The 21,872-nt window shown below is 39.3% G+C and carries 10 protein-coding genes; all 10 read left to right on the top strand.

Going from position 1 to position 21,872, the window contains the following annotated elements; genetic code table 11:
- The first annotated feature begins 25 nt into the window (after nt 1-25).
- Nucleotides 26-6,040 (top strand): RHS repeat-associated core domain-containing protein, encoded by a 6,015-nt coding sequence (locus FBD94_RS15395; RefSeq protein WP_136880825.1) that lies wholly within the window; start codon nt 26-28, stop codon nt 6,038-6,040.
- A gap of 5 nt (nt 6,041-6,045) precedes the next feature.
- Nucleotides 6,046-6,381, top strand: a complete 336-nt coding sequence (locus FBD94_RS15390; protein ID WP_136880824.1) for a hypothetical protein — start codon at nt 6,046-6,048, stop codon at nt 6,379-6,381.
- 336 nt (nt 6,382-6,717) lie between these two features.
- Nucleotides 6,718-7,137 (top strand): type IV pilin protein, encoded by a 420-nt coding sequence (locus FBD94_RS15385; RefSeq protein ID WP_136880823.1) that lies wholly within the window; start codon nt 6,718-6,720, stop codon nt 7,135-7,137.
- Nucleotides 7,137-7,649 (top strand): hypothetical protein, encoded by a 513-nt coding sequence (locus tag FBD94_RS15380; protein WP_136880822.1) that lies wholly within the window; start codon nt 7,137-7,139, stop codon nt 7,647-7,649. Before FBD94_RS15385 ends, FBD94_RS15380 begins: the two co-directional genes overlap by 1 nt.
- On the top strand, nt 7,624-9,054 hold the full coding sequence (locus FBD94_RS15375; protein WP_136880821.1) for a GspE/PulE family protein: 1,431 nt from the start codon (nt 7,624-7,626) through the stop codon (nt 9,052-9,054). Before FBD94_RS15380 ends, FBD94_RS15375 begins: the two co-directional genes overlap by 26 nt.
- Nucleotides 9,054-11,015 (top strand): type II secretion system protein GspD, encoded by a 1,962-nt coding sequence (locus FBD94_RS15370; RefSeq protein ID WP_235884498.1) that lies wholly within the window; start codon nt 9,054-9,056, stop codon nt 11,013-11,015. Before FBD94_RS15375 ends, FBD94_RS15370 begins: the two co-directional genes overlap by 1 nt.
- Before the next feature lies 1 nt (nt 11,016).
- A complete protein-coding gene (locus FBD94_RS15365; RefSeq protein ID WP_136880820.1) occupies nt 11,017-12,234 on the top strand; it encodes a PilN domain-containing protein in 1,218 nt (405 codons plus the stop codon).
- A 3-nt stretch (nt 12,235-12,237) separates the two neighbouring features.
- Nucleotides 12,238-12,765 carry a hypothetical protein gene (locus tag FBD94_RS15360; RefSeq protein ID WP_136880819.1) on the top strand — a complete coding sequence of 176 codons (528 nt, stop codon included), beginning with the start codon at nt 12,238-12,240 and terminating at the stop codon, nt 12,763-12,765.
- 554 nt (nt 12,766-13,319) lie between these two features.
- A complete protein-coding gene (locus FBD94_RS15355; RefSeq protein WP_136880818.1) occupies nt 13,320-16,982 on the top strand; it encodes a hypothetical protein in 3,663 nt (1,220 codons plus the stop codon).
- Between the two features lie 39 nt (nt 16,983-17,021).
- Nucleotides 17,022-21,872, top strand: coding sequence for a DUF6443 domain-containing protein (locus FBD94_RS15350; protein WP_136880817.1), 4,851 nt, complete (start codon nt 17,022-17,024; stop codon nt 21,870-21,872).

Genomic DNA, 21,872 nt, shown 5'->3' with positions numbered 1-21,872 from the left:
CGTATTTAACTTAATAACCCCTGATATGAAACATATATTGCTACTTTTTGTGCTACTGGGGCTTGGCTGGAATCCGGCAAAGGCTCAAAGTGGTACTTCGATGTATGATGCATTTCCCATCGCGATAAATTCATGTGGGAATACGACCTTTACAGATTACCAGAATAATTATTATTTTAACGACAGTTTTGGTAATCCTAACCCTGAAGTATGGTATAGTTTTAACCTGTTGTCAGCCACAGACGTTAGTATTTCTCTTTGTGGGAGTACTTTCGATACTTATTTGTATGTACTTGACGGGAATTATAATGTGATTGCATCTAGTGATGATGATTGGTCAATGTGCGGTGGGGTTACTTCCTATATCTATACTTACTTTGGTGCAGGTACGTATTATATTGTAGCAGAAGGTTCAGGTTATAATACGGGGGATATAGCACTTAGTTTTGATATTTCGAGTACGGGTGGTACACCATCTGAAGGAGCCAATATTGGTAATGCGATCCATGCTGGTAGTTTTGGTAGTTCTGGTAGCTATACAGATAGTAGGAGCAATGCCGATGGTTGTCTGGGAAATGATATAGGGCAGGCAAGTAATGATATTTATTACCAATTCAGCTTATCAGGTGAGTCAGAAGTTACGCTTTCGCATTGCGGGAGTGGATTCGATACCTATATGCATTTGCTGGATGCTTCTGGAAATGAGATAGCTTTTAATGATGATAGTCCGGAAGGAGCTTGCCCTGGAGTACAATCTTATATACAAACAACTCTTCCAGCGGGGACTTATTACGTTGTTTCGGAGGGGTATGCTGGTAATGTTGGAAATATCACCACCTCGATTAATGTTGTTGGGTCTGTGGCGCCACCTTTGCCTTCTTTGCCCGTGATTTCCTATACTAGTCCCTCCAGTCTTACTGTTGGCTCAGTGGTAAGTTTAATTCCGGTTAATACTGGTGGTGCAGTTTCATTAGGGGGGCAAAGTACCACTACGCTTGCAGGGGCTGGATATGCTGGTTTTACAAATGGGATAGGCACAGGAGCGAGTTTCAATAATCCATTGAATACTGTAGTAGATGCGTCAGGTAATGTATTTGTTAGTGATGTGGGTAACCAGAGTATTCGCAAGATTACTCCGTCGGGAGTGGTGACAACTTTTGCTGGTGGTGGTTATGCAGGGTATGCGGATGGAGTTGGTACCTCGGCTTTATTTCGTCATCCATCTTTTATGGCTGTAAATTCATCCGGGAATATATTTGTATCCGATCAGCAAAACCACCGGATTAGAAAAATTACTCCAGCAGGGGTAGTGAGTACCTTTGCCGGGAGTGGTTCTATTGGTTCTGCTAATGGAACAGGAACAGCTGCAAGTTTCCAATTTCCCATGGGTTTGGCTTTTGATGGTTCAGGGAATCTTTATGTATCGGATGCTTATAACCATAAAATCAGGAAGATCAGTCCCTTGGGCGTGGTGAGTGATTTTGCGGGTTCAGGTAGTGCTGGGGCGGCAAATGGGGCTCCGGGTTCTGCTAGTTTTAATCTACCTATGGGGCTGGCCTTTGATGTAGCAGGCAATTTATATGTAGCTGATCGGGCCAATGATAAGATAAGAAAAATTAGTTCTTCGGGTGTGGTGAGTACTATTGCTGGAAACGGATCAAGAGGGTTTGCAAATGGATCGGGTGCTAGTGTGATGTTTTGGTCTCCAAATAACTTGGTATTGGATGGAGATGAGAATATTTACGTTGTGGATCAAGGAAATAACATGATTCGTAAGGTGAGTCCTGGAGGAGAGGTCACTACATTTGCAGGCGCAACAATAGCAAGTTCAGTGAATGGGACAGGAGGGGAAGTGCGTTTTAACTCTCCGTTTGGAATTTCTAAAGGTCCGGATGGGACAATGTATGTTGCTGAAAATGCAGCTAATTTGGTTCGTAAAATGACTTTGATGACAGCCTATACGATCAGTCCTTCATTACCTCCTGGATTAAGTTTTAATTATACAACGGGTGAGATTAGTGGTACCCCTTCAGGCGTTTGGCCAGCTGCAACGTATACCATCACAGCTTTTAACAGTGCTGGGAGTAGTAGTGCTACTTTAAATTTTGAGGTTACTCTAGCTACTTCCACCGATCAATTGAGAAATTGGATCCTTACTAAATCCTATGATGAAGATGGTAATTTAACAGGAGAATCAAAAGCCTTTATGGACAATAACGGTAAGACGTTACAGACTCAGGTTAAAAGTTTATCAAAAGGGCAAGTATTAGCCTCAGAACAGCTTTACGATGCTCTCGGTCGCCCCGCTATAAGTACGCTAGTTGCGCCAATTGATAATACTGCTTTTAATTATAAAGACGGTTTTGTTCAAAATACTTCAGATGCGAAATACAGTTACAATGACTTTGATCTTAATAATACTGATAACCCTTCTCAGGTTGGAATTAATAATAAGGGAACATTAGGGTGGTACTATAGTAATAATAATTCAACAGAGCCTTATGTTGGAGCGACAGTATATCCTTATGCTAGAAGTGATTATTTTAAAGATGGGAGCGGTGGATTAAAACGTTCTGCTGGAGTGGGAGAGCAGTTAAAGATGGGTGCGGGGCACGAGAACAGAGGGGTAGACATCCCTGTAATTAATGAGCTTGATTTTTATAAACAGGTAAGAGACAAGTTCTTTTCACCGGGGCTAATTGGGGAAAGCGAATCTCTAATAAATAAAGCAATTCAGAGTGTTGTTACTGACGAGAATGGGAATCAAGGAATTTCAATCTCAGACTTATCTGGGAATCCTTTAATTAGTGCACGGCCAGGGATAGGGGCCGATTGGCAATTATTTGTTAATAATAATGTACAGCTTAATAATAAAGTTGGCTACAGATTTGAGATCAATGGAGGGACATATGGTACTGTTAAGGATATCTCAATAAGAGGAGAAGGATTTGTTTCTGTTTATGAAAGTCATGATGGAGGACTGAGTTACCAGTTGTACTATAATGGGAGCGCAGGTGATTATCCTGGATCAACCGGTTCTTGGTTATATCGCATAGAATCCCCACTGGTTTTTGAAGTAAGTTATAATGCGGTTCCTTCTGTCGGCCCAGAATTTAGGGTGTGCGATAGATGCCAAGCTTCAGTTTCTTCATTTGGTAAAAAGCAGGTTCACTATTTTCAATTGCTACAAAATTCGACAGTAACGATTGTAGGAGATGGGTTGAAATTATACAATATGGATGGGGATGAGCAGGAAATTAGCTTCACGAGTGGCGGTACACTAAGTAAGGGCTATTATAAGGCTGCAATTTCAGGTAATGGAGACGCTACTTTATCGTATAGTAATAGTTATACTGATTTGAGTTTTAATTTTTATAATCATTTGGGACAGTTAATATCCTCTATAGCTCCAGAAGGTGTAAAGAAAATCGTGGATCTTGGCATTGGCAGCTTTAACACATTAGATGATGTGCCTTTTGTGGCCAGAAACGAATATGATTTACAAGGACGATTAATTGCCACAATCAATACTGATGCAGGTAGAGCAGAGTATATTTACCGGAAGGATGGTAATATTCGTTTTTCTCAAAATGCTGAGCAACGTAAAACGGGGAAGTTCTCTTATACAAATTATGATCAATGGGGAAGATCCTCTGAGTCTGGAGAGTATTTTTCAGGCGATATTACTTTTACATCAGCCAAAACAAATGAAGTTTTGCAAGAAAGTATAGCGTTGGATGGTGGATTGATAGGGGGAGCACGCCAAAGTAATATAATAGTTCATTATGACTATGTAAATAATGATCATGGTTTGCCTGGTTATGTACAGGATGAAGGATTTTTAGGTGCAGGCGTAAGTTGGACGGAGAATGCGAGGAGTAAAACCTGGTATAACTATGATGGCGAAGGGCGTGTCAAATGGCTAGTTAAATCAATTGTTGGTTTAGGGGTTAAGACTATTGATTATACTTATGATGCTAAAGGTAATGTGGTAAAGGTAGATTATCAGAAAAATATTTCATCAGAACGTTTTATCCACGAGTATGAGTACGATGGAGATAACCGCCTTCAGGTTGCTTACACTTCAACAGATCCGCTTCTTGGCCGTAAAGAACAAGCACGTTACCATTATTATCTTCATGGCCCATTGAAGCGAATAGAACTGGCGGAGAATCTTCAGGGGGTAGATTATACTTATACTTCGCAGGGATTACTTAAGGCGATTAATCATCCTGATAATGCTAAGGACCCGGGCAAAGATGGTGTTGGTAATGGTTTTGCACCAGATGCTTTTGGGATGACGCTTGAATATTTTTACGGAGACTACAATAGAAATAATACAGGAATTAGCAGTTTAAATACAGGTACAAATAAGACTTATTTTAACGGCAGTGTATCAGGACAAAGCTGGAGGAGTTTAAAACCGAGTGCGGTAGTTGGTGTTTACGGGGGTGGAGTAAATAACCCTGCAATGTTTACTTATGAGTATGATAACAGATATCAGTTCAATAATAATAAATATGGGAGTCCTGATTTTAACACTAATTTCTTTAATGAGACAATTAATGTAAACAGAGAGTTTAATTTGGGCTATGATGCGAATGGGAACATTAATAGTTTAAGCCGTACTGATCAGTCTGGAAATATAAAAAATAACTTTTCAGGAAGTAATTTTCATTATCAACTAGGAACGAATAAGTTAACATCTGTAGATAGTTATGGAGATTATATATATGATGATTTAGGCCGTATGACTGGCCAAGTTAGGACTGGTGGTTTGGGTTATTATCCTGTATATGATGTTAGTAGTCGGATTGTTTCTATTTATTCTGATGCAAGTCATACGCTGTTAAAGGTTTCATTTGGTTATGATGAGATGGGAACGCGGATAAGCAAGACTGATCATGTTCAAAATATAACAACTTATTATGTTACTGATGCCGCTGGAAATGTTATGGCCATATATGATAATCACGGCTCGGCATTACAGCAAAAGGAATTACCTTTGTATACTTCTTCTCGTATTGGAGTTTATAGTCGAAGTAATGATTCTTATAAATATGAGCTTACGGATCATTTAGGGAACGTTCGAGTTGTTATTAACCAGAGTAAAACAGCGAGTGGAGATGCAGATGTACTTTCTTATTCCGATTATTATCCGTTTGGTAGTCCTCTTACTTTAGCCAATAATGATTATCGATATGGTTATCAAGGGCAGTTTTCTGAAGTTGATAAAGAAACGGGTTGGAATAATTTTGATCTTCGGATGTATGATCCAGCAATAGGTAGGTGGATGAGTACTGACCCTTATGGGCAATTTGATTCTCCTTATGTGGGAATGGGGAATAATCCTATATCTTCGGTGGATCCGGATGGTGGATATTCATTGATAGGAGCTTTATGGCGTCATGTTGCATCATTTGTAAGAGGTGAGCGTCCTGATGAGATTTATAACAATGGTAATACCTGGGGGTTTAATACCTCAGATAAAGATGGGAGCGTTAGGGGACATTTTTCCGAATCTAAGACGAGTAAGATTCAAGGCAATCTGGATAGGTCTATCGCGATGCGCTCTGATTGGAAAATGGGACGTTTTAATGAGTCTACAGGAAGAATTAATAGCTATTCTGGAAGAATAGAAACGAATACTTTTTTTGAAGAAGTGTTAATTGGTGGAGCGGTTTTTAAAGGAGTTGGATTACTCGGAGGTACGGCGGCTGAGGGGGGAGCTAGCGCTTTTAGATATATGACGGAAGCAGAATTAAAAGCTGTTCAAACTACAGGATTACTAAGAGGTGGTAGAGCGGGGGAAACATTCTTTACAAAGGATTTATATAAATCAGCAGCGAGTGCTCAAAATCGTTTGGCGTTACCTACAGCTCCTACACTTCGTGTAGAGTTTCAAATTCTAAACAATCCGACACTTTTAAGTAATGGTACAAAGGTTCTACCTGCAAATGGAATGATGGGAAAAGGGGCTGAGTTTATGACATTAGACGCCGTAAAAGTAAAATTGATTAATTGGCAACATTTAAGATAATAATTATGGAACAAGAAAAATATTTTATATCAGTTGGCGAACCGTGGGACTTTAATAGTGTTGATGGCGAAAATATAATTAATGGAATTATCATTAAAATATTAAGTGCTACTTGTATAATATTTAAAGCCAATTACCTTTTAGACTTTGAGGGCGTTTCGGGTGATATTTTTGTTTTGTATCCGAGATATGCTGAAAAAAATTTTATTGAATTGAAAAATGGAGTTGAGTCTGTTGCTATAAATGGAAATTTATTGATTGGAGATTTTGATGAAAACGAGAACGAAGAAATATTGAGAGAGAAATCAAAATTTGTTCTTGCAGGTACTATCAGAACTTAGATGTAAGAAGGTAAAGGCATTTATGCAATAATCAAAGGGAAAGCCAAATGCCTCCCATAGGAATAGAGCATCTAAAGGAAATAGAATATAATAAATGATTTCAAAGCCCCGTTCCTCGGGATTTTGCTTATAATCGAGCTGCTCTTCTTTAGTCATTTTATATCCTGTGCCCCTAAGTTAATGGTTAACTATTTTGGTTCTTCTCGATATTCAATTAGTTATTTTATGAAATCTGTTTTAAGATATACTGTTAATGATGACAGAGCTCTAATTTTCTTCAATAAGTTTTTGCCTATCCAATTAAAATACTATTTTAGATAAAAATTATCGCTGCTCATGATTAAACGGCTCCTAAAACAAAAGGTTAACGCATATACGCTTACAGAAATACTGGTAGTATTGGTTATTATTGGTATTCTGGTTTTATTGGCGCTCCCTAATTTACTCCCTTTAATTACTAAAGCTAAAAGCACAGAAGCTAAAGTTCAGCTGGAGCATTTATCAACCTTGCAGCAAAGTTTCTTCTACGAGAAGTCCAAATACAGTTCCGATCTGACCGAGCTTGGTTTTATCCAGGAGAAGTTAACTACAGATGGAAAAGACGGCAGAGCTAATTATAAAATCGAAATAGTCAATTCCACAAATAATGCTTTCCTTGCTCGAGCTACAGCGGTTACGGATTTCGACGGTGATGGAACTTTTAATGTATGGGAGATCGATCATGCAAAGAATCTGAAAGAAGTAATCGCGGATTAATGATCTTATTACAAGTTGTAATGCTACTCAGCCTTGCTTTTATTTGCTATCAGGACTTAGTTTACCGGGCGGTATACTGGTTGTGTTTTCCTGTATTAACGGCAGTGATGTTTATGTTGAAGTATAATCTAGTGGGATTTCAAGAAACGGTAACAAATGCTACATATGGCTTTACTTTTCTTATGGTTCAGCTACTGATTCTTTGGGGTTATTTCTCCATTAAAAATAGGAAAGTAATAAGCCTGACCAATGATTATCTGGGTTGGGGCGATGTTTTATTTTTAGCCGCTATCCCGTTCTACTTATCTCCAGTAAATTATATTTTATTTTATGTGATAAGCCTGATTGCAGTATTGTTATACACCATTGTTGTCGCTTCGCTAAAGGGTAAAGCCAACAACCCCCATATTCCTCTGGCAGGTTTACAAGCCGCATTGTTAGTTGTGGTAATGTTGGTCGATTTTGTCTCTCCAAAATTTATGTTATATGATGACAGCTGGCTATACTTTTGATCCTGCATTTATCCATGCCATCAGCAAAGAGCAGGCTTGGCACTATCGGATTTTGCCGAAGGAAAGTAATTCCTCAGGATTGGTGTTGCTATGTGATGATGATGCGGATGTAAGCCAATTAAGCGATGAGTTAGAGGTTGTACTGGGTAAAAATATCAGTCTGGAACAGCAGCCTTTGGCTACCATCAGCATGTTACTGAATAAGCATTACTTAAAAGAAAATGGGCAGCACCAGTTTCAGAAAATGGCATTGGCTATTGAAGGAGATGGTTTTTTGAACGACCTGATTCGTGAGGCCAGAAGCTTAAAAAGCAGTGATATTCATATTGAGATTTATGAGGAGAAATGCAGGGTAAGGATCCGCATTGATGGGATGATGGTAGAGCGTTATGTGCTTAAAAAAACAGAGTATCCAGCTTTGATCAATAAGATCAAGATTATGGCAAATCTGGATATTGCTGAAAAGCGTTTACCGCAAGATGGTCGTATCAATTTTAAAGAAGGGGAAGAAGCTTTTGATATCCGCGTATCTGTGCTGCCTACTTTACACGGAGAGAAGGTCGTGCTGCGTTTGCTGAATAACAATGCCGCAAATATTGACCTGAACCATGTTGGTTTCTCGGATTTTGATCTGGCCAATTACCTGCAGGGGGTAAAAAGACCTAATGGGATTATATTGATCAGTGGTCCTACCGGATCTGGTAAAACAACCACCCTATATGCTACGCTAAAATATCTGAACAAAGAGACCCGAAATATATTGACCATAGAAGATCCTATTGAGTACACCTTACAAGGCATTAACCAGGTTCAGCTGAAGGAAAGCATTGGACTTACTTTCGCTGCGGCATTGCGTACTTTTTTAAGGCAGGACCCGGATGTGATTATGGTGGGGGAGATTAGAGACCCGGAGACGGCTAACATGGCCATAAGGGCAGCCTTAACCGGTCACCTGGTACTTTCTACAGTGCACACCAACTCGGCTTGGGGAACTGTGTCGCGTTTAATGGATATGGGTATTCCGCCATTTTTAGTGGCAAATACCTTAAACACCTCTGTTGCGCAACGTCTGCTGCGTTTGCTGTGTAATAAATGTAAGGTGCAGGAAGCTTTTGATGTGGTTGCTTATCCTAAACAGTTTAAACCGTTTTCGGTGGTTACAGAACATTATGTAGCTAAGGGCTGTGAACATTGTTATTATACAGGATATAGCGGTCGTAAGGCAGTATATGAAGTGATTCCTTTGGATCAGGAATTGACACACGAAATAAAACAGGGCAACATGTACATTAACCCTTTGCTTGCGGAAAGGGGAATTAAAACTTTGGGTGAAAATGCTTTCGCTCTTTTTGCTTCGGGTGAAACCACCATAGAAGAAATTTATCCATTATTATTTACAAATTAATGAACGCTCAAACCACCAGTTATAAAGGAGTAGTGCAAGGTATGATCTGTACATTGCTGTTGTTTTTTCAGTTTAATATTGCTTTGGCACAAATGCCAACAACTACAGATCGGGTACGGATAGTGGAGGAACGGTTGAAGAACCTGGCGATTACTGTCCCGGGATTAAACCAGAAGGTACAGTTGAATGTATCTAACGTTTCGGTACAGGAATTTTTACGTGCACTGGCACAGGCTAATAATTTGAATATCAATATTGATCCAAGCCTTAATTTTAAGGTCTACAATAATTTTACCAATGAAACGGCATTGAATGTACTGGTGTTTTTAACCAAGGAGTATGGTTTGGACATCAACCTGGTGGGCTCGATTATGTCGGTCAGCAAGGTGCAGGAAGCAAGGCCGATTGTGCCTATGAAAGAAATTAATGTCCGCTATAACAAGGCCGACAACTCGCTGAGTGTAGAGTTAAATAGTGATACGCTATCTAAAGTGGCACGTAAAATTACACAGCTTTCGCAAAAGAATGTGGTGGTGCCTAATGCTTTGCTCTCCAAAAAGGTAACTGCATTTTTGTCCGATGCTCCTTTTGAAACGGCTTTAGAGAAAATTGCTTATGCCAACGACTTGAAGCTGGCGAAAACGAATGACAATGTATATGTTTTTGAAGCTTTGGACGATGGAGAAGAGCTTTATATCAACAGTGAAAAGAATACGGCGATAAGGAGAAATCCTAAACCATTAAATTCGGCGGCTGGGACATCCAATAGTGGCTTTAGACTGTCGAACCGGATTCTTCAAGGGAAAAAGCTATTGAGTATAGACGCGGTAAATGTGCCGATCATGGATGTAGTGAAAAATGGGGCACAGGAAATCAATGTCAGCTATTTTCTGTATTCGGATATCAAAGGGAACATTACTTCGCGGGTAAATGATATCAGCTTTGATAATTTATTGGCTTCTATATTTCAGGGTACCGAATATACGTATCGGGTTGAGGATGGGGTTTACATGATTGGCGACAGAAGGAATGAAGGCTTGCGGACACATAAATTATTGAAGCTTCAAAACCGATCTATTGATACGATTCAGAATATGATCCCTACGGAATGGCGCAAGGGGGTGGAGATCAAGGAATTTAGGGAGCAGAATACTATACTTTTATCGGGTTCTGCGCCGCAAATAGCAGAGATTGAGGCTTATGTGAAACAATTGGATAAGCTGGTGCCTATGGTTTTAATAGAGGTGACGTTAATTGATGTTCGCAAAGGCAAGAGTATTAAGACTGGAATTACGGCTGGAGTATCGGACAGTATTAAAAGGGGCGGAACGGTGTTTCCTGGTTTAAATTATACTTTCGGTTCGGGTGCAATCAATGATCTGCTGGGCAGGTTGGGGCGGAACAATTCCATCAATATCGGGCGGGTGACGCCTAATTTTTATGTGACGTTGAGTGCATTGGAAAACAACAGCAATGTTGAAGTCAGGTCTGTTCCTAAGCTTTCTACTTTAAATGGGCATACCGCCAATTTAAGCATAGGTAGTAAAAGATATTACAGCACAAAAACACAGAATGTAATCCCATCATTAACCACCCAGACTGTGGTAACAGAGCAGTTTACGCCGGTGGATGCAAATCTGGAAATTCGGATTAAGCCTTTAGTTTCGGGCGATAGTCAGGTGACTTTAAATATTAAGGTTGACATTTCTGACTTTATCGGTGATCCACCTGAAAATGCACCACCACCAACCTCAACAAGTAAGTTCGAATCGATTGTAAGAGCTAAAAATGAAGACATGATTATTTTGGGTGGTTTGGAACGTACAGAAAGCAGCGAGAGCGGTTCTGGGGTTCCAATATTATCGAGGATTCCAATCTTGAAATGGTTGTTTAGCAGCAAAAGCAAGTCGAATAGCAAGGTGGTGACCATCGTATTTATTAAGCCTACAATCATTTATTAATATGGTTTCGCTGTTGGGTTTACATCATGGTTTTAGCAGTTGCGCAGGGGCAGAAGTGCATTTGAAGCAAGATGGTAGCTATGATGTAAGGTTATTGAAGTTATCGCTTCGCAAAAAGCTGGTCCAGATAGATGGGAAGAAGCGCTATTCGGGTACTTCGGCGAAGATTACAGATTTTGTATTAGATGAACCGCTTGCGGTAACATTGACGGGTAAGGGCGTGTTGATTAAAAAGACGGCAAGGCTTGAACTGGCTTCTGCGCAAACGCTACAGCATCTTTTTCCAACGCTGAAATTGGATGAGTTTTACGTACAGCATTTTCCGGCAGGGGCGCACTCTTTTGTGGCTATTGTGAGAAGGGAAATAGCAGATGCGGTAATGGCGGTTTTTAAGAAGCAGGGTGCAGAGGTATTGATGTTAAGTTTGGGGGCTTTTACTGTTGATCAGGTGATCCCTCAGTTGAATTCGTACGGAGATACTTTGAAGTTTGATGGGCACCAGGTGGTGCTGAATGCGGCTAAAGAGTGGATCGATTATAGTTTCGTTGCAGGGACAGATACTGGCTTTCCGTTGAAGATAGATATAGAGACGATTCCTGAGGAGTTTTTGCTGGCTTATGCTACTGCTTTTCAGTTGATTTTGCACGATCGTTTGGATCTGGTTGAAGTAGAGGTCGATGCGATCAAAGATAGACTGGTTGGGCTTTCTGCTAAGTTGAAGTTTAAGAGATATGGCATGGCCATGGTGTTTTTCTTTTTCGCCCTGCTGATGCTTAATTTTTTACTATTGAGTGGGTATAATTCGAGCAATGAGGAATTGATGAGCAGGGCTGGACGACAGTCGTACATTTTTGAGAACCGGGCAAAGCTAGAGCAGGATGTGAAAGAGAAGGAAGCTTTGGTGAAGAAGCTAGGTTGGAACAAGGGCTATAAGTATGCCTTTTTGTGTGATCAGATTGGTGCTTCCATGCCGAAAGATATTACGTTAGATGAGTTACAGATTAATCCTTTAGTTGGGGTCGGCATTGGCTTGATTAAAGAGGCACCTCTGGAATTGGGAAGCATGAAGATTAAAGGGCAGACGAGTAGTGTGTATGCCATTAATGGCTGGATTTACGAGTTGAAACAAAAGGGCTGGGTGAAGGATGTGCAGTTGGAGAAGTATACTGCTGATGACCAGCGCGAGACACAGGTGTTTACCATACTTTTAAAATATTAGGTGATGTTGAGCAGGTTAGATCATATTCAGAAAAATAAGTTGCTGCTTCCTTTATTTGTTTTGGGCTTGTTGCTGTGCTGGTTTCTGGCTTTTGATAAAACTTTCGAGGCGGTTAAGTTGAATCGTAAGTTGAAAGAGGAGTCGGAAAAGGGTAATGATATTTCTTTTAACCCTGCTTATGTACAGGAGAAACTGGCTGCATTGAATTTGATACTAAAAAGCTATAAAGTAGATGAGCAATGGAACGATAAATTGTGGATGCAGTCCTCGGCCATTGCAGCGAAACAGAATGTTTCGGTTGATTTTACTTTAGATAAGCCACCGATAGAGGCGGATAATACGACAGTGGGAAGGTTGCAGGCCTTGCATTTTTACGGTGGGTATATACAGCTGGTAAAGCTAGTGGATACACTGGAGCGCAGCCGGGGAATAGGAAAGATTTCTGCATTGAAGGTAAAGGCGCCAAAGGCAGATGTGGTTGGAGATAGGGGGAAGAAGTGTGTGCTGAGACTGGATTTTAGGGGATTGTAAAATTCATAATGGTTGGCGAGAAGGAGAGTCGGGTAGTTTAGTGGATCCACTGATCATTATTTTTTTAGGGTTAGTGGTTGGAGTGCTATGTATTTGCCAATGTTCCAGATGAGTAATAGTTTTAATGCTTAACATAATAATGTTATGAAAGTAGATTTCACACTCTTAAAAAGAATTTATTAATGTGCATTTGAAGCAGGCAACAGGTTCTCCAGTTTGGATGCGCCAATAGCCTCCTCAGGGTTAAAGGAAGCCTAGTATTATTCCGAAGAATGGTGGATGTCGGAACCTTAACTAATGTTAAAGCAAAAGTTGATGAAATGGGTACAAACATGATTGGCAAAAAAAATATAATCATACTGACGGGGATATTGAGTAAGATATTTGTCGTTTTATGCACGGAAGGATTTGGACTTTTTGTTAAACCGGTCTGTTTGTGGCCTCTATTGCTATTATTTACCCGTTTTTTTAAGCTTTAAATTTTTTTAAATATTTTCTTCCGAGCACGCCCTGTGCACGCAAATGGATTAGTATTGGATTTAATTCAATGATCCATGAAAAGATATTATTATTTGTTGATTTTTTTGCTTTTAAGCGGCGTTGAATTAATGGCTCAGGAAAATAGTATAGGTCTCCCCTCCCCAAATAATCGTTTTTTGGGTATTGCGAGTGCTGGTGCAGAAATAGGAGTCGATTTATACACCGGCACTGCGCAAATCAATATTCCAGTCACAAGTTTATCCTCTGGGCAAATGACGATTCCTGTGTCGTTAAGTTATGTAGGAGCAAGGGGAATCAAAATTCAAGATTATGCAAGTCAGGTGGGATTAGGTTGGCAATTAAATGCAGGAGGTAGCATAACAAGAGTTGTTCGTGGCTTTCCTGATGATAGCTCAAATGGATATCTTGGAGGTTACTGGGGTTATCTTGGAGGTTACTGGGCTAAGAGAATTGGTGATGCAATCCGAAGTAACTCAGCTTTACCTGAAGAGGTCAGTCCGCATGCCTCTATCAGTGGTGGATTTTTGGGAATAGGTGGTGGTATCAAATATAAATCAGCAACAGCAGATGGGGAGCCTGATATCTTTTATATTAAAACCCCATTTTTTTCAGCACAATTTGTTTTTGATGAAGATGGGAAGCCTGTTTTTTCTAATAGCACCAACCTCAGGATTACTACATATTCAGGCGAATGTCAGAATGGGTTTATAGCAATAGATGGCAGTGGGACCCAATACTACTTTGGTACCTCACCAAGTTCTGTAGAAAAGAATGGTAACTCGTATATCTCTAGCTGGTATCTTGACAAAATAGTATCTGCGAACCAAGCGGAAACAATTAATTTTGAGTATGCTACGGGAAATACTTACAATTTAAAACGATATTATTCGGTAATTTATAACGTAGGATCCGACTGTGAAGAGAGAATTAGCAGAAATAGAAGCATTGATATTGTTGAACCAAAGTACCTCTCTAAAATTATAACGGAAAAAGGTCAGGTAAAGTTTAATTATTTATTCGATCGGAAAGATATTTCTTATTACGCAAGGTTAGCAAGTGTGGATGTGATGCCCGCAAATATGATTAAAGAGCAATCATATCATTTTGATTATAATTATTTTGGAACTGATGAAAATGATTTTAGGCTTTGTCTTGATCAAATAAGGTTGAAATATAGTAAAGATACTAAAGAACTACCCTACAAGAAATTTACTTATAATAGAAGTCTTACTTTACCCGCACCTACTTCAGATCAATTTGACTTTTGGGGTTATTATACTCTTTTTCCTTCGGGAGAAGATCCTTTGGTTGTCCCATCAATTCGGGAGCCGAATGAAGTTTTCGCTAAAACGAATGTTTTAACAAAAGTAAGCGATCTTGCTAATGGCGAGACAACCATTAGTTATGGACTGAATACCTATTATGACGTAGCGCTTAATCAGAACAAATTTGTTGGGGGACTGCGCGTTACTTCTATATCTAAGCAATCACCCAACATACCTGCTTTATCTGTGAACTATATTTACGATGATGCAGGGCGGTCGACAGGGCAGATATTAACAAATACCTATGCCAACCTTCAAGTAAATACCTGTAGCGGGTGGCGTAATAATCATTCTGAATCTCAGTCACTTACACATGACGTTAACGGTAACTTTGTGGGCTATTCTAAGGTAAAGGTTCTAAGTGGAAATGGCGGTTATACTGTAAGCAATTTCACCAATTTTTCGGATTTTCCGGATAAGCTTAACAGCATTTCAACTTTATTTTCAATGACCCCGAATGTTGTATCTTCTATAAGTAATGCTTACAAAAGAGGCCTGCCGCTTTCTGAAACAATTTTTACTGCATCAGGCAACAAAATATCTGAGAATTTATACGAGTATGCGGCCCTAAATTCGACTATAGAAAACAAGGCGTATGGTGTCAGAACAGAAATTATAATGGCAGACTGTGGAGGTACACAATGTACGAGTGAAATAACCAGTAGGTATTGGACAAATGTAGAAAACTATCGGTTGGTTAAAACTATTCAACGTAACTATGATCAGCTAGAACAGAATAATTATGCGGAGGTTTCGAATGTATACACTTATCATCCTAATAAATTTCAGATAAATAATGTAAGGACTACAGATTCAAAAGGTAACATAATTAATAAAACATCGTACTATTTGGGTGAAAATAATATACCTATGTTAGCTGATGATGAAAGATCCGCTCACAATGTTATGCGCGAGAGTAATATAACGAGTGTCCTTATACACGAAAAAAGCACAAAAAATGATATAGTTACACAGGTTCATTATACTTACGGTATCCTTAAAAATAAGACCATAAATCTTATTTCATCTGCAAGTTATATAGGTAATCAATTAGTAGATCAAAAACATTTTGAGTACGATGTTAATTCCCGAGTAATAGCAACTAAAGATAATTATGGATTATCAAATGCTGTCGGATACGATAAAAGTAATATGCCTGTAGTAAAAATTAGCAATGCGATTAACAATAAATATGTATCCTACACTGACAACTATGTGAAAAGAACCAAAACTGTAGCTATTCCTCTTGTTGCGGCAGTAAATTGGGCTTATTATCCTTCTTCTCCTTCTTCGATAAATAAAGCTGAATATAAAGTGACCTTTACTATGGAAGAGTATGGGGAAATGGAGTTGTTGTCATTTGGCAGTCCTTACCAAAATTGGTTCGCCGACTATACAATATTTAAAAATGATTGTTGGGGTAGTATTCTACAATCTGGCGGAATGTATACTACACAAAGTGGAGATACCCAAATGGATAATTCATGGGGGAACAATTACAAATCACAGCCTGATAGGTTTCTTCAAATTCCAAAAACCATTAATCTGGAAAAAGGCAGCTATACAATAAAACTCTACGATGTTATATGTCAAACTGCTCAGCACGGGAAATCCCCGGCTGGCGAACTGAAGTTTTCTTATCGAGGTATTGATCTGGTTAGTCGGGATTCTATAATAACAGGTAAATCAGAATTCTTTTATGAAGGATTTGAGCCGAAGACGGTCGCTTCTGATCAGGAAATTATTAAAGCCTATTCTGGAAGGGGGTATCATACCGGAAAATATAGGGTTCCATTTAAAGTAACAGATCTTGTGGATGGGGTTTATTACTTAATTAGTTATCGTTACTACAGTAAGGGATCTTGGATTGGGGTGAGTAAGCTCTATTACGATAACATGATTTTGCAAGATGGCATAGCAGTTGATTACATTTCTATTGTTCCCCTCTCACTTAATCGCCCAAGTAATGAATATTATTTCCAGGATTTTGAAGATCAGCCTGCTCCTCCGGTTGTGCCCAAAGCTATACCGTATGCAGGTAAGGGTGGACATCACGGAGTTTATAGAGTGCCGTTTGATGCAGATCCTAATCGTAGGTACAAAATTGACTATTATTACTATGCGGATGGCAACTGGAATTATAAGATTAAAGACTATTATAATAACATGACCCTAGAGGACGGTACAGATATAGATGAAGTGAGAGTTTACCCTGAGGATGCCTTGATCACCACTTATACTTTTGATCCATTTTTCGGCAAAACCAGTGAAACGGATTCATTCGGAAATACAACATTTTATGAATACGATGGATTGGGTAGAGTAATCCATATCAGAGATCGGAATCGGAATATTGTCCAAAAGTTTGAACATCATTACAAAGATCAATAAATATTCAACAGGCAATTTTTTAACCATTAACAAAATTTTATGGTACTCAATACTTATACATACCGTTTTATAGCATTGTTGTTTGTTTCAATTCTAAGTTATCTGCCCCTAAAAGGCCAGGAGTTAATAGGTGGTGGAATTGGGCATTACCAACCTCCTAGTGAAACCATTAATATGACTTATGGAAATGGAAGAATCAGAATAAGCAATCTCGGGAATGCTAGCGGGGGTACTTGCTCTGGATTTTATCAATATCAATGGCAGTTGTCATATAATGAAGTTGATTGGGAAGATTTATATGGATACACTGATAAGCAATATGATGAGGCGCACTCTGGTGAAATTGCGCCTAAAGTCTTGCCTGGCGAAAGTGGCGCAATTTTGTATTTTAGACGTAAGGTTATTTGTGGTAATGAAATTGCCTATTCCGATATCTTGCGCATTTATCTTGAGTATGCGGGAGGAGGGGTTTCACCTTCTGTTTCCAATTTTAATTCGGATGGAAGTTTTGAAAAACTAGAAGGCACAGAAAATGACATCAGTTATGTTTGGCAGATAAGCCGGGACTATGATCCGGTTATTACCAGGTTAAATGCCATTGGTAATGGATACTGGGAAAACTTATTAGGAGGGACTGAACAACATTTCCTGCCCTCAGAGGACTTTATGCTCGATCAGCCCATTTATATTCGAAGACTCTTATTAGACGGAAGAAGTTCTAATATCGTGAAAATAATGCCTAATGATATTTTTACGATTGGTGATGTGATGCCGCAAAGACAAATGATTGCAAAAAATGCCCCTGTTGAGATGTTGTCAATAAATGAACCGGATATTCAGGGTAATTATCATTATCAGTGGCAAGAATATATTATGACAAGTGGTTCATGGGAGGATATAATTGGGGCGAACGAAAGAACTTATTTACCTATAGCAACGGATACGAAGAAATTATACCGAGTTGCTGTTGTGAGTCTTGCCACTAGCGTTGAGTTATATAGTTACGCATTAATCGATATTGTACCTTTTGAACCTGGCCGCATAACAACATCTAATCAGGTATTAACTTCTTTTACAGCGATCCCCAATCTGATTAATACAACAGAACCTTCGGAAGGTCTTTGTGATGGAAACTATACTTATCAATGGGAACAATCTATAGATAATAAGGTGTTTATCGCCATGCCAGGTTCAAAGGATGCCACCCTCAGTTTCATTTCTCCCTTGGAACAAACGACTTATTACCGCAGAAAAGTTACTTGTGGAGAAGGATCCGCCTACTCGTATGGTAATGGCGAGGTTCAATCTGTTATGGTACGATTGCCAAATGTAATGACCCAGCCTTATGCGGGTAATTATACTTTTGTTTGGAAGGCTAATATACCATTTGCAAATCCTAATGAATTGATTAATAGCGCTATTAATGAGTCAAGCAAAAGCGTCCAGTACTTCGATGACTTTGGAAGACCTGAACAAGATATCGCTATTAATGCAAGTCCAACAAATAAAGATATTTTACGACCAGTTGTTTACGATGTATTGGGAAGGGAAGATAAAAAATACTTGCCTTATACTATAGGTAATAATCATGGGCAGTACAGATCCGAAGTCTTAAATGAACAAGCCATATTTTATCAAAGCCCACCTTTAGGTCAGCCTGCAAACAGTCATCCATACACGAAAGCTATATTAGAGAATTCGCCGATGAACAGGGTGCTGGAACAAGGTGCCGAAGGCTCGGAGTGGCAACCACAGCCAAATGAGAGCGGACATACTGTAAAAGCAGTGACTACATTTAACAATACGGTTGCATTAACAGATTTAAGTAATACCCGTGCGGTTATGATGTACGGAGTTAGTTTATCCGGAATTGAACCAACTTTAATTGGAGGACAAGTTTATCCAGCGAATCAATTAATCGTCAATATGGTTAGAGGAGAAAACTGGAAAGCGGCAGATGGGCGTGCTGGGACTGCGGAAGAATATACAGACCAAGAAGGTAAAGTCGTTCTTAAACGAGGCTTTAATAAAAAGAATGGACAGATTGAGATCTTATCGACTTATTATGTCTATGATGACCTTGGCAACCTTACCTTTATACTTCCTCCTGGTTCCTTTGCCGATCTTTCGATTCCAAATACTACGCTGCTAAATGATATCTGTTATCAATATAAGTATGATTATAAGAGGAGAAAAATAGAGCAAAAAATTCCAGGTAAGGGAGTAGAGTATATGCTCTATAATCCGCTTAATCAATTGGTAGGCAGTCAGGATGCAAACCAAAGGCTCAAAAATGAATGGTTGGTAAGTAAATACGATAAGTTTGGGCGCGTAGTTATTACAGGTGTTCTGATCGACAATAGTAGTCGTCAAGTTTTACAAAACCAAATCCAAATAGATCAGCAGTATAGGCTATGGGAAACTAAAGTTGGAGATGGTATTGGCTACACAAATCTAGCCTGGCCTGTCAACATTTCTAGCTATTATATTATAAATTATTATGATAACTATGAAATACCCGGACTACCTTATTCTTATCAAGATTTTTCAAGTAATGTAAAGAAAGACCAACCTAAAGGTCTTTTAACTGCGAGTAAAGTTCGGTTGCTTAACGATGCAAGTACCTTCCTTTGGACAGTGCAGTATTATAACCAGGACGCACAGGTTATACAGGTTCATTCAGGCAATCACCTTGGCGGAAAAGACGTAATGAGCAGTAGTTATGACTTTTCCGGAAAAATGATTAATAGTCAGCGTGCACATACGGGATCTAATGGTCAGTCGGTTACTATAAAGAATAATTATATCTATGACCATGGCTCAAGGCTGGTTGATGTTAAGCAAAAAACTGGTAACGATGCAGAAATTACGCTTGTGCATAATACTTATAATGAGTTGGGGCAACTTATAGATAAAAAACTACACCTTAAACAGGGCGAAAGTAAGTATCTGCAAAGTATTGATTACCGTTATAATGTAAGGGGATGGTTGAGCACAATAAACGATCCTGAGTTAGGAAATAACACACAGTCAAATCTTGATGATACCAGTAGTGGAGCGGATCTGTTTGGAACGTCACTTAAGTATGAAAATGCCTCTGACAATCCTCAGTATAATGGAAATATTGCTGCTATGACTTGGAAAACAGGAATTGTACCTTCTATGTCAGTTGCACCACCCCAGTTGGGTTATAATTACAGGTATGATAATGTAAATCAGCTAATTGTAGCAATTTCATCGACCAATGGTATCGAGGATGGCAATCATAATGAGTTGATCAGTTACAATCAACAAGGCAACATCACTAATTTGGATAGATGGGCTTATACGGGAGGAGCAAAACAACAAATCGATAAGCTTGAATATACCTATAATGGGAATAAACATAGTCGTGTAGATGATTTGAGTACAGCTACTGGAGGTGTTAAGGCTTTAGGATTTGAAGATATAGCGAACCAGCCAGATGAATATCTTTATGATGATAATGGCAATATGGTACAAGACCTTAACAAAGATATCTCTATAAGTTACAATGTCTTTAACTTACCTGAGACAATTAGCTTTACAGCCAACCCAGATACAAAAATAGAATTTGTCTACGATTGCACCGGACGGAAATTGCAGCGTAAGTTTACTCAGGGTACAACCTTATTTACTACCGACTATATTGATGGTATACAATATGAACAAAACCAACTGGCATTCCTCCAAACTGGTGAAGGGCGTGTACGTAAAATTGGTGAAACTTATAGTTATGAGTATGATATTACCGATCATCTGGGTAATGTTAGGGTTACCTTTATGGCCGATCCAAATGATCCAACACAAACCACAGCTAGAGTAATACAACAAAACAGTTATTATCCTTATGGGATGCTCATGTACGGAGATGCAGGTAATGGTTTAAACCTTGCATTTGCGTCGGGCGAGAAAAGCATGTACCTCTATAGTGGAAAGGAATTACAGGAGCAGGGGGGCGTAAACTGGTACGATCATGGCGCCAGAATGTATGACCCTGTTTTAGGCCGCTGGAGTGTGATGGATCCGGCCAACCAATTTGACGATCTTACCCCTTATTCTGGAATGGGTAATAATCCTTTAGTTTATGTAGACCCTGACGGGAGGTTTATACATATCGTAGCAGGAGCAATTATTGGTGGGGTAATAAATTTAGGAGTAAAAGCGCTACAAGGAAAAATACATAACTTTGGCGATGGGCTTGCAGCATTTGGAATTGGTGCGGTTGCAGGGGGAATAGGTGCAGCAACTGGAGGAGCTGCGTTGGCGGCTTCTGGATTTACTGCAACAAGTATTGGTGGTGGCATTGTTAGTGGTTTAGCTGGTTCTATGGTGTCCAGCCCTGTACTTGGGCTTGGAAATCAAGTTTATTTTGGTGACCCTTATTCTTTAAAGTCATTTGGTCAAGAAGCATTGTTGGGAGGAATTGGGGGAGGGTTGTTAGGTGCATTAACATCAAAAGCAGGTTCGAATATTTGGTCTGGAGCAGTAGAAGGTATAGACCCCTATCTCCCGATCTCCCCGAAGATGATTACTGATGCGACCATAAATGGGAATATTGTTGAAATTACTGCTTCTGCTAAGGGGGCGGGAACTAGTTTAACACGACTGTTTGAATCTATGAATACAAATACAAAGGGAGCCTCAGAGTTTTTTGGATGGGGAAATAAAACGACCTTGACAAAATCAATTTCAAATTTTACAAAGGAGGAACTGTTAAAAAATGGATGGACAAAGGAAAACTTGGTCAAATTGGCAAGAGCTTATAATGACCAAATTGTAAAAGCCCAGTTAGTAGGAGCAAAAAATCTAGCAGCAATAGTAAGAAGAGATCAGGCTATGGATTTAGCAAGGTCATTCTTCGGGAATTAG

Origin of the sequence: Pedobacter hiemivivus, from assembly GCF_005144565.1 — a bacterium.
GTDB lineage: Bacteria > Bacteroidota > Bacteroidia > Sphingobacteriales > Sphingobacteriaceae > Pedobacter > Pedobacter hiemivivus.
This window is presented reverse-complemented; position numbering and strand designations above follow the sequence as displayed.

Bases quoted from the DNA above. Each gene is read 5' to 3' on its own strand.
- FBD94_RS15395 (WP_136880825.1), top strand. From the start codon at position 26: ATGAAACATATATTGCTACTTTTTGTGCTACTGGGGCTTGGCTGGAAT.
- FBD94_RS15390 (WP_136880824.1), top strand. From the start codon at position 6,046: ATGGAACAAGAAAAATATTTTATATCAGTTGGCGAACCGTGGGACTTT.
- FBD94_RS15385 (WP_136880823.1), top strand. From the start codon at position 6,718: ATGATTAAACGGCTCCTAAAACAAAAGGTTAACGCATATACGCTTACA.
- FBD94_RS15380 (WP_136880822.1), top strand. From the start codon at position 7,137: ATGATCTTATTACAAGTTGTAATGCTACTCAGCCTTGCTTTTATTTGC.
- FBD94_RS15375 (WP_136880821.1), top strand. From the start codon at position 7,624: ATGATGACAGCTGGCTATACTTTTGATCCTGCATTTATCCATGCCATC.
- FBD94_RS15370 (WP_235884498.1), top strand. From the start codon at position 9,054: ATGAACGCTCAAACCACCAGTTATAAAGGAGTAGTGCAAGGTATGATC.
- FBD94_RS15365 (WP_136880820.1), top strand. From the start codon at position 11,017: ATGGTTTCGCTGTTGGGTTTACATCATGGTTTTAGCAGTTGCGCAGGG.
- FBD94_RS15360 (WP_136880819.1), top strand. From the start codon at position 12,238: ATGTTGAGCAGGTTAGATCATATTCAGAAAAATAAGTTGCTGCTTCCT.
- FBD94_RS15355 (WP_136880818.1), top strand. From the start codon at position 13,320: ATGAAAAGATATTATTATTTGTTGATTTTTTTGCTTTTAAGCGGCGTT.
- FBD94_RS15350 (WP_136880817.1), top strand. From the start codon at position 17,022: ATGGTACTCAATACTTATACATACCGTTTTATAGCATTGTTGTTTGTT.